The organism is Leptolyngbya sp. FACHB-8, from assembly GCF_014695575.1.
Lineage (GTDB): Bacteria > Cyanobacteriota > Cyanobacteriia > Elainellales > Elainellaceae > Vacuolonema.
The window spans coordinates 1-7,114 of record NZ_JACJOO010000045.1; the positions used below are offsets into that span (position 1 = coordinate 1).

Here is a 7,114-nt window from a genome sequence, read left to right on the forward strand (position 1 = left end):
TGTTGTCATTTCGATCCGAAATTGTCGTTGCGATCTGATGTTGTCGTTGCGGTCTATGTCTTTAACCCGTCAACTCTGCTGTCGCGACACCTCAACCCGCTTGACATTTGATAGGAATTGCTGAAACAACTTCTAGATAAGCAACTCCAAGAATTTCAGAAGTACGTTTTGAATCCTCTGAACCTGAAGCCCTACTGGTGCTTCCGCGTTTCTACGCTCCCTCACAAAAGCCTTTTTTGGGGAAAACCAGATTCTACCTGGCCTCCAGGCCTGTTCCGCAATTCCGCTGATTTTTACAACTCTTGATACAGTTATGCCCGAGCCACCTCAAGAAATGGCAGCAGAATGGGCATTTTAAGAGTACGGAGTTACGAATGTCACGGAGTACGAGGGCACTGGAATGCGCATTCTATTAGTGGAGGACGATTCTTACATGCGTCAGGCGTTAAATTTAACCCTGACTCGGCAGAACTATACGGTTGAGGTCGCCCAGGATGGCGAAATGGCCTGGGATTTAATCCAGGCGAATACCTATGACCTTGTGGTTTTGGATGTCATGCTGCCTAAAATAGATGGCATTAGCCTGTGTCAAAAACTGCGGGCTGCTCAAAATTACATCCCAATTTTGCTGCTAACAGGCCTCAACTCAGGTAGCGATAAAGTCATGGGGCTGGATGCCGGGGCCGATGATTATGTCGTCAAACCCTTTGATGTGGGAGAACTATTGGCTCGGGTAAGGGTTCTGTTGAGACGTAGTCCAACCCCTATGGTGATGCGCTTGCAGTGGGAGCATTTGCAGCTGGAACCCGCGAGCTGTGTGGTGACCTATCAGGAGCAGCCTCTACACCTGACTCCCAAAGAATACAAGTTACTGGAAGTTTTTCTCCGCAACCCATCCCGCGTATTTAGCCGAGAAGATTTGCTGAGCTACCTCTGGACGTCGGACGAATCGCCAGGGGAAGCAACCGTGACCACCCATATTACGGGATTGCGTCACAAGCTAAAGGCGGTGGGATGCCCTGCGGATGTGATTGAAACAGTGTATGGTCTGGGCTATCGCTTGAAAGCTCTGAATCCGGCGGTGAATTGAACCTGGAGTAGGGCCTGCAGACCAAGGGCTTCAACGGTGCAATTGTGGGAGTGCGTCCAAGCATGATGAAAAAGTTTCTGTCTGCTTTTGGCCTGACGGATAAGGGCACAAACGCCCCGTGCATCGATATGCGCTGTCTATCGCTCATCGTTGGGCTTAGTTTCTCCACAGGAAGTTTGTTCTTGTGGTGGGCTTTGCATGCAGCTGAAAGTACTTATATTCAGCAGACGGTTGAGCAAAAAGCAGAGGCTCTCAACACGGAGATCACCGAGCAAATTGAGCCTCAAATTCTTGCATTAGTGCGGATGTCCCGTCACTGGGAACAGGAGGGGGGCTTGAGCCGCGAGAACTGGGAGATGAATGCTAGAACGAACCTGGAAGACTTTAAGGGGTATCAGGCGATCGCCTGGGTAGACCCCTCGGCTCGGGTGCGCTGGATTGTACCCCTGGAGAATAGATCCACTTCACAGGACCTATCCCATGACTTTGCCCAACACCAAACGGCCCTGGAAACGGCCCGCAGAACTGGGCGGTTGGTCATTATTCCCCGCATTGATCTGGTAGGTAGAGAGAAAGGGTTTTTGGTGGTGATGCCGACAATGGAGAACCATCAACTGGTTGGGTTTATGGTGGGTGTCTTTCAAACTCATGCGCTGTTCAACACGCTGTTGGATGATAGTGATATTCAAGATTACGCAATTCAGGTATTCGATCACGCCCAACAGCTCTATAGCCGCCATGCCACTGTACAAACGCAAAATCCAGCGTTTGTGCAACGAACAACGATTACATTACATGAGTTGAACTGGCAGGTTTACGTTGCCCCAACCCGTGCTCTGTTAGGGCGCATGCAGTCTTACTTGCCAGAAGTTTCCTTATTCTCAGGGTTAAGTTTGTCCTGGATGCTGGCTCTGGCGATTTATCTAGCTCAAAGTAGCGATCGCACGGCAAAGTCTGCTCGTAAAACTGCCCTACAACTGCAAATTAGCAATCAAGAGTTAGAACACGAAATTTATGAACGCCAACAGGCAGAACACCTTCTACAGGCTACTCAGAAGCATTTAGAGCATGTGCTGTCTTGTAGTCCCCTCATTATTTATAGCTTCACCCTGGAGGGGCAAGGTGGTGTGACCTATGTCAGCCAGAACATTGAGGTCACCTTTGGCTACAGGGCAGAAATGTTTTTGAAAGATCCAAATTTTTGGATTGATCACGTGCATCCTGAGGATGTACCTCGTGTACTGGCAAACCGTCCTGCATTATTACAAAAAGAACGTGCAAGTTATGAATATCGATTCCTTCATTTGGATGGAAAGTATCGATGGGTGTTTGATGACTTGAGAGTGGTGCGTGGCTCCCAGGGGCAAGTGGTTGAAATTGTCGGCAGTATGCAAGACATTACCAGCCGTAAACAGGCCGAGGAGCAGACCAAAAAAGCACAGGATTTCTTGCAGACCGTGGTCAATAATGTCCCTGTGGCTCTATTTGTAAAGGATGGTAGGCCCCAGTACTTTGGGCAATTTAAACTGTGGAATAAAACCAGTGAGCAGATCTTTGGCATTTCTGCAAAGGATGCAATTGGCTCAACGGATAGTGACTTTTTCCCGCCAGAACAGGCTGAATTCTTCTATGAAAAGGACATTGAAACCTTTGCGAAAGGAGTGCTAGAAGATATTCCAGAAGAGCCTGTTCAAAGCCAGAATTTGGGCGATCGCATTCTCCACACCATTAAAGTTCCCATCTTTAATGAACTCCATGAGCCCGAATATTTATTGTGCATCTCTCAGGATATTACTGAAAAGAAAGAAGCCGAAACTCTACTACAGCAATCCCTGCAAGAACTTGCTGACTTTAAGTTTGCTCTCGATGCTTCATCGATTGTGGCCATCACCGATGGGCAAGGTATCATTCAGTACGTTAACGACAAATTCTGCGAAGTTTCTCGCTATAACCGCACTGAACTAATCGGTCAAAACCATCGCATCATTGATTCGCAGTATCACCCGAGAGAATTCTTCGTGCACCTCTGGGCAACAATCACCCGAGGCGATATTTGGAAAGGCGAAATCTGTAATTGTTCAAAGAATGGTGAGCTTTACTGGGTTGATACAACTATCGTGCCACTGATTGATAGTGCAGGAAAGCCAACACAATACATTGCAGTTAATATCGATATTACTGAGAAAAAAATACTGGAGAAACAGTTTTTACGGGTGCAGCGGATGGAAAGTCTGGGTACTCTGGCAGGAGGAATTGCCCATGACCTCAACAATGTTCTGGCCCCAATCATGATGGCGACTCAACTCCTGAAAGTGCAAGACCAGGATGAGCCAACTCAACAGTGGCTTGAAATCATGGAAGGCAGTGCGAAGCGAGGGGCCGATCTGGTGAAGCAGGTCTTGTCCTTTGCACGAGGGATGGATGGCGAACACATTACCCTGCAAGTCCACTCTATCATTCATGAAATTCATCACATTTTAGAGGAAATTTTTCCTAAAGATATTACGCTTCGGGTCGATGTTCCCGCCGACCTGTGGCCTGTTCGGGGAGATACGACCCAGTTGCATCAAGTTCTCATGAATTTGTGTATTAATGCTCGGGATGCGATGCCAGGGGGTGGTGTGCTATCCATTACGGCTAGAAATGTCAGAATTGATGACAGCCCTGTGCGAACTCAGCTAGATGCCGCCCCTGGTTCTTATGTAGAAATTGCTGTGGTTGATACGGGAATGGGCATACCTGCTGCTATTCTCGATCGCATCTTTGAGCCCTTCTTCACCACCAAGGATTTTGGCAAAGGTACGGGAATGGGCCTATCTACCGTCATTGGTATTATCAAAAGCCATCGAGGGACAATAACTGTATCTAGCCAGCCCGGGCAGGAAACCCAATTCAAGGTCTACATTCCCTCAGCACAGACCACTCTGCTAGAACCAACAGACGAGGGAATACTTCCTGAAGGACGAAGTGAGCTAATCCTGGTTGTAGATGATGAATTGGCAATTTGTAATATCGCACGGGCATCTTTACAAGCGCATCACTACCGAGTGCTGACAGCTAACTCAGGGGCGCAGGCGATCGCCCTCTACACGCAACACGCCAATGCCATTAGCTTAGTTCTGATGGATATGATGATGCCTGAAATGGACGGTTTGGCGACGATGCAAAAGCTACGTCAAATGAATTCAGGTCTTCGCTTTGTCATTATGAGTGGGTTAATTTCAGGGATGGAGCTATCAGAAGTTGTAGACGCGTCAACTGTGGTATTCCTGCCAAAGCCGTTTACGACCCATGAACTGATCACAACCCTGAGTCAAGCTTTAGACGTGGCTAACGGCACCCTTTGATAACACTTGGCTCACTTGCTCTGCTCTCCTTTTGAATCGAATCCCAGTAGATTGAAAACGAGAGTTTTCGATCTACTGAGATTCGATTGTTTGTACAAAAAGGGATGGATGGTGCGGCACCCGGTGGCGCATCATCCCTTTTTGTATGAAGTTAGTTGCTGTCATCTAGGAAACTGCCGAAAGTCTTGGGTTATATAGCAATGATGTGCAAGTGCGTTAAGTACAGCAATGGTGGTGTGGGGCACGAAGTGCCCCACACCACCGTACCTAATCAACGTGCACAGCGCTATAGAGAGGGGTCTTCATAAATTCTTCAGAATTTTGCTTTAGGATGGGGCCGGAAAAGGGGAGTTTCTGTTTTGTCAGAGTCTTGGAAATTTGGGTATTTTTTGGGATAACACCATGAAAAAGTTTAAGGGAGTGTTACGAACATTCTGCTTATTCCTTTTTTTGGGCTTTATAAGGATATGTCCACTTGCTAAGGAGTGTTGAACTGGCCCTATATCTCCATCGAAACATTGAGTGTAACTATGCCTTGGATTCTTGTATTGGAAGACTCTCTTCTTTCCCGGCGGTTTGTGAGTAAAACCTTGGCGACTGAAGGTTTCGATGTTGTGGAAGCTTGTAGTGGGCTGAAGGGGCCGACTATTACGGCCAACGAGGTCATCGCTTGTGTTCTGCTTGACCTGTTGCCCCAGATGGATATGCCTAGATCGAGGGATATTTGCGGTGCTTCATAAAATCGTTGACCCCCTGCAACTTCTACACACTCTAGGATTCGCGCTGAACACTTCCAGAACACCTGTAACGCATTAATTTTTACGTTTGGAGAACACAAAAACAAAAATCTATATTCAAACAGCTTTTCAGGAAGACACATCTATGACAGTACTTACGGCTATGCAAGTGGAGGCTTTGCAAGAGCTGCTCAATATTGGAGCGGGACGCTCAGCGGCCATGTTAAACCGCATGGTTGGTGTTCACATACGCTTACAGGTTCCTCTGGTAGAAGTGGTGTCTGAAGTGGAACTGGTAACAGAACTACAACAACGTTTAAACCTAGAGCGTGTCGCAGCCGTGCGGCTAGGTTTTAGTGGTTCTTGCAATGGGATGGCCCATCTTGTTTTCCCATTTTCTAGTGCAGCAAGGCTTGTCACAGCATTGATGAGCGAAGATACAGAGCTTCAGCCCGATTTGGATGCCATTAGAATTGGCGCTCTCAGCGAAGTTGGCAACGTAGTATTGAATGGGGTGATGGGAGAAATCAGCAAGCTGCTGCATCAGCAGCTTAAATACTCAATTCCTGCTTATGCGGAAGTCCAAGCCTTAAATCTGTTTCATGCAGTTGCTGTGGATAAGCAGATGACTATTCTGCTGGCACAGGCTCGGTTGTCCATTGAGCAGTTGTTAGTAACAGGGGACATTATTTTACTCTTCAATATTGATTCCTTCGATATTTTATTGGCGGCTATTAAAGAACGCTGGGAGGTGGGTAATGAGTGGCCAACTTACGCCTAGTCAAGACTTTGGCCTCTTGGATGCAATTCCACTCGGTGCCTTCGTGACGGATGCTGATCTGAGAGTGCATTTTTGGAATGCTTGTCTGGAAGACTGGACTCATATTCCTCGTGACCAGATAATAGGTCAGCGTATTGACATCTGGTTTCCCCACTTAACCCAACTTAAATACCTAAGTCGGCTACATCAAATTTTTGAGGGGGGCATCCCGTTCTCTTTTCGTCGCAACTGCATCCCCATCTCATTCCAGCACAACGCTCCGATGACCAATTGCGGGTGCAATACACAACCGTGACAGCTATTCCTGGGGCTGGAAACGAAGAATTTTATGCGCTGTGGTCAATTCAAGATGTTACTGATTTAAGTACTGAGGTAAAGCGATATAAAGCAGAGCAGGCCAAGGCCTGGGATGAAGTGAAGGCTCGGAAACGGGTGGAACAGACTCTGAAAGAGATGAATCTGGCGCTGGAAAATGCCGTGATGGGTATTTCATACCTGGATACGGAGGGGCGGTACCAGAAGGTGAACCAGACCTATGCGGGGATGGTGGGTTATCAGCCAGAGGAAATGCTAGGGATGTCCTGGATACAAACGGTACATCCAGATGAGCTAGAACGGATGGTAGCAGTTTATGAGGGGATGCAGCAATCGGGGCAGGTTGAGCTCGAAACTCGAGGTATGCGTCGGGATGGCTCCGATTTTTACAAGCAATTGGTAATGGTGGCGTCTTATGACGAGCATCACCAGTTCCGAGGGCATTACTGTTTCATGAAAGACATTAGCGATCGCAAAGCCACCGAAGCCCAATTGCGAAATAACGAAGCTGCTTTAGCGGAAGCCCAACAAATGGGGCACTTAGGTAGTTGGGAACTTGACCTGGCAACCCAAACTATTACCTGGTCAGATGAGTTATTTCGAATGTTTGGGTTGAAACCGGTCAGTTCTCAGCCCACCTTTGGTGAGATTTTTAAGCACATTCATCGAGAGGATCGCGATCGCCTGCGCCAGGATCTGAGCCATATTGCGGTTGAGGGAGGAGACTGTCATATAGAGCCCATTTGATATCTTAAGAAGGGGCTGAAAGCCTCTTCAGCATTAGCCGGATGAAGCAAAGATCGATTTGGGCTTTGGCGTGAGATAAAGTACGCTCAAAGTTCTT

General features: G+C 47.6%; 5 protein-coding genes and 1 pseudogene. 5 read left to right on the top strand and 1 reads right to left on the bottom strand.

Annotation, left to right across the window (positions count from 1 at the left end; translation table 11 throughout):
* The first annotated feature begins 400 nt into the window (after positions 1-400).
* The 5 genes from H6F91_RS09555 (at position 401) to H6F91_RS09580 (ending at position 7,017) form a co-directional block, all read left to right on the top strand.
* Entirely contained in the window at positions 401-1,090 is a 690-nt protein-coding gene (locus tag H6F91_RS09555; RefSeq protein ID WP_190774986.1) for a response regulator transcription factor, read from the top strand.
* Positions 1,091-1,152: 62 nt separating this feature from the next.
* A complete protein-coding gene (locus H6F91_RS09560) occupies positions 1,153-4,437 on the top strand; it encodes a PAS domain S-box protein (RefSeq protein WP_190789303.1) in 3,285 nt (1,094 codons plus the stop codon).
* Between the two features lie 530 nt (positions 4,438-4,967).
* Positions 4,968-5,177: a response regulator gene (locus H6F91_RS09565; protein WP_190774988.1), complete on the top strand. Its 210-nt coding sequence runs from the start codon at positions 4,968-4,970 to the stop codon at positions 5,175-5,177.
* A gap of 142 nt (positions 5,178-5,319) precedes the next feature.
* On the top strand, positions 5,320-5,955 hold the full coding sequence (locus tag H6F91_RS09570) for a chemotaxis protein CheC (RefSeq protein WP_190774989.1): 636 nt from the start codon (positions 5,320-5,322) through the stop codon (positions 5,953-5,955).
* 291 nt (positions 5,956-6,246) lie between these two features.
* Positions 6,247-7,017 carry a PAS domain S-box protein gene (locus tag H6F91_RS09580; protein WP_206754917.1) on the top strand — a complete coding sequence of 257 codons (771 nt, stop codon included), beginning with the start codon at positions 6,247-6,249 and terminating at the stop codon, positions 7,015-7,017.
* A gap of 4 nt (positions 7,018-7,021) precedes the next feature.
* On the opposite strand, the pseudogene H6F91_RS28545 reads toward H6F91_RS09580, so the two are convergent.
* Positions 7,022-7,114, bottom strand: a pseudogene (locus H6F91_RS28545) (IS5/IS1182 family transposase); the annotation flags it as partial.

Coding starts and splice junctions, on each gene's coding strand:
- H6F91_RS09555 (WP_190774986.1), top strand. CDS start 401: ATGCGCATTCTATTAGTGGAGGACGATTCTTACATGCGTCAGGCGTTA.
- H6F91_RS09560 (WP_190789303.1), top strand. CDS start 1,153: ATGATGAAAAAGTTTCTGTCTGCTTTTGGCCTGACGGATAAGGGCACA.
- H6F91_RS09565 (WP_190774988.1), top strand. CDS start 4,968: ATGCCTTGGATTCTTGTATTGGAAGACTCTCTTCTTTCCCGGCGGTTT.
- H6F91_RS09570 (WP_190774989.1), top strand. CDS start 5,320: ATGACAGTACTTACGGCTATGCAAGTGGAGGCTTTGCAAGAGCTGCTC.